The sequence below is a fragment of the Gammaproteobacteria bacterium genome, from assembly GCA_013696315.1.
GTDB lineage: Bacteria > Pseudomonadota > Gammaproteobacteria > JACCYU01 > JACCYU01 > JACCYU01.
Window position 1 is genome coordinate 1 of sequence record JACCYU010000143.1, and the last position, 3,143, is coordinate 3,143.

Consider the following 3,143-nt stretch of genomic DNA (forward strand, 5'->3'; position numbering starts at 1 on the left):
CGTTAAGTTGCACGATTTCTCCGACCTGAGGCAGACGCCCCAGCATTTCGGTTACGTGCCCGCCGATGGTCGCTTCGTGCGGATTGGCAATTTCGACGTTAAGCCGTTTTACGACCAGGCGGATCGACGCCGAGCCGGCAACCCGCGTGCACTCGCCTTCCTCCACGATCAGCTCGACGCGATCGGTGTCGAACTCGTCTTCGATTTCGCCGACGATTTCCTCGAGTATGTCCTCCAGTGTAACCAGACCGACCGTAATGCCGTGCTCGTCGGCCACCAGCGCCATGTGGTTGCGGTCACGCCGCAGGTCACGCAGCAGTTCGTCGATTAGCACGGATTCCGACACGCGCGGCAACGGGCGCGCGATATCCCGCGGCTTGATCTTTTCGTCCTCGATAACCGCGCGCAGCAAGTCTTTTGCGTGCACCAGGCCGATGGTGGCGTCCAACCCCTGTTCGCCATCACACAATGGCAGACGCGTGCGGCCGGAAGCGAGCAGCCGCGCGGCGATGGCGCGCAGGTCGTCGGTCACGGTCACGAACTCCACGTTCGGTCTCGGCAGCATGATGTCGCGCGTACGCCGTTCGCCGAACGAGAACACGTTTTCGGTGAACCGGCGCTCGTCGATGTCGATCAGCCCTTCGGCGGCGCTCTGGCGTAACAATTCGCGCAGCTCGTCTTCCGAGTGCGGCGTGTGACCTACCTCGCGGGCGGGCGGTACGCCAAAAGGCTTGAGAATCAGATTGCCCATTGCGTTGAAGAGATCGACCACCGGCTTGGTGAGTAGATAGAACAATCGCATGGGCGGCGCGAACAGCAGCGCGACTGGCACGGTGCGGGAGATGGCGAGGCTTTTGGGTACCAGCTCGCCTAGCACCACGTGCAACAAGGTGACGGTGGCGAATGCGAGTCCGGCGGCGACCGCGAACCCCGTGTACGCGGAGGCGTCGCCTAGCCAGGGCTTGAACAGTGCCTGAAAAAAAGGCTTGCCGACCACGCCCAGGCCGATGCTCGCCAGGGTGATACCGAGCTGGCAGGCGGAGAGATAAGCATCGATGTGATCAACGGCGTGGCGCGCGGATTTTGCGCCCGCCGTACCTTTGCGCTCCAGCTCATTGAGCTGTGTGGGGCGCAGGCGAGTGATCGCGAATTCCGTGCCGACGAACAGGAAATTCGCCACCAGGAGCAGGATGGTAAGAGCCAGATCGACCATTTAATGCCGCGCTACGGGTCGACCCAACCTGGGCATTCGGGGATGCATTTGCACCAGAGTCTACGCCAAAGAATGGCGAGACGGCAAATGCAAATTGTGGTCAATTCGATCATCCAAAGTTGGGCCGACATCCGCGGCCATTCATTTCCTCCCCGAATTCGCCGCGCGGAGTGCCGCCGGCAGTGCCGTAAGATGTTTGTAACATAAACCTGGGCGGCATACGTAGTGGCGCCCTAACGGATTTGTCATGCCTCTGTAACAAGAATAGATTACTTATAAAGCCAGCAAAACAAAGTGATGCAAAATGAATGCAGCCACGATACTCACTATAGAAGATGAAGCGGCAATCCGCGAGATGGTCAGTTACGCGTTGCGGCGCGCGGGGTTCGAGGCCGTGGAGGCGGGCGATGCCGACGAGGCGCTCGTACAGGTCGCGGAAACCAATCCGGACCTGATTCTGCTGGACTGGATGCTGCCGGGCCAGAGCGGCATGGACCTGGCGCGACGCCTGCGCAGAGACGATCGCATGCGCGACATCCCCATTATCATGCTCACCGCCCGGGTCGAAGAGGACGACAAGATTCTCGGACTGGAGGCGGGCGCGGATGACTACATTACCAAGCCGTTCTCGCCGCGCGAACTGATCGCGCGCATCAAGGCGCTGCTGAGGCGCTCGCGGCCGCACGCGGACGATGCGCCGGTGCAGGTCGGCGATCTGACCTTGGACCCTGGCGATCATCGCGTATCCGTGGACGATCGCGCGATCGCCGTCGGGCCCACGGAGTTCAGGTTACTGCATTACTTCATGACACATCCCGACCGGGTTTATAGCCGCGGCCAGTTGCTGGATCGGGTATGGGGCCGCAACAGCTTCGTCGAAGAGCGTACCGTGGACGTGCATATTCTTCGTTTGCGCAAGGCGCTCACGGTGCATGGCTACAGCCGCTATATTCAGACGGTGCGCGGCGCCGGTTACCGCTTTTCCTGTCGCAATTGAGTGCCTGTGTCTACTGGAATTATTAACTATCCAGAGCGCGGGCCGGGACATAACGCGCCACCTAGCGCGCAGAACCAGGGCACGTGATGTCTGGACGCTGGCACATCGAGCTTTGGCGCATCGCGCTTGGCGTGTTGCCGGCGTGGCTGCTGGGCATGTGGCTGGGCTGGGCTGGCTGGCTGGTAGCGGGCGCGCTGGCGACAATGCTCGTATGGCATCTGCTGCAATTACGCCAACTGGAGCGGTGGCTGGCGACCGGCGGCGCGCGCGAGTTGTCCGGCACGAGTGGCGTCTGGGGGCGGATGGCCGATGACCTCGCCCGCCTGCGCAGGGGCAATCGCAAGCGCAAACAGACGCTTACCGCGTTACTGGGCCGCTTTCGCGAATCCGCGGCGGCGATGCCGGATGCGGTGGTCATCATCGGCGCCTACGGCGAGCTCGAGTGGTTCAACGATGCGGCCACGCGGTTGCTGGGCCTGCGGCCGCGCCAGGATATTGGCCGGCGCCTGACGCACCTGGTGCGCCACCCGGCGTTCACGGGCTATCTGGCAGCGGGCGAGTATGGCGAGCCGGTCGAGTTCCCGTCGCCGGTCAGCGAACACCTGTACTTAAGCGCGCGCGCGGTGCCCTACGGTAAGAATCAGCTGCTGGTCGCGGCGAGGGATGTGACCCGTATGCACCGGCTGGAGGCGATACGCCGCGACTTCGTCGCCAACGTTTCGCATGAACTGCGCACGCCGCTGACGGTGATTACCGGATATCTGGAGACCTTTGGCGACGACGAGCAGGTGCGCGCATCGGTGAGCACCGCGCGTACTGTGCAGCAGATGGAGGAGCAGGCCGATCGCATGCGGCGTCTGGTCGAGGAGCTGCTCATGTTGTCTCGGCTTGAGACCACACCCGCTACGGTCGATGATACGCGCGCCGTATCGG

The 3,143-nt window shown here is 62.5% G+C and carries 3 protein-coding genes; 2 read left to right on the plus strand and 1 reads right to left on the minus strand.

Annotated features, from left to right (window positions below; translation table 11 throughout):
* Positions 1–1,213 (minus strand): HlyC/CorC family transporter (locus H0V34_08450; protein ID MBA2491717.1); only part of this gene is annotated, 1,213 nt, incomplete at its 3' end.
* Between the two features lie 304 nt (positions 1,214–1,517).
* On the opposite strand from H0V34_08450, the gene phoB reads away from it, so the two are divergent.
* Together phoB and H0V34_08460 are read left to right on the plus strand one after the other, a co-directional pair.
* Positions 1,518–2,210, plus strand: coding sequence for a phosphate regulon transcriptional regulator PhoB (phoB, locus tag H0V34_08455; protein MBA2491718.1), 693 nt, complete (start codon positions 1,518–1,520; stop codon positions 2,208–2,210).
* A gap of 86 nt (positions 2,211–2,296) precedes the next feature.
* Positions 2,297–3,143: DUF3329 domain-containing protein (locus H0V34_08460; protein ID MBA2491719.1), on the plus strand; the 847-nt coding region annotated here is incomplete at its 3' end.

Bases quoted from the DNA above. Each gene is read 5' to 3' on its own strand.
- phoB (MBA2491718.1), top strand. From the start codon at position 1,518: ATGAATGCAGCCACGATACTCACTATAGAAGATGAAGCGGCAATCCGC.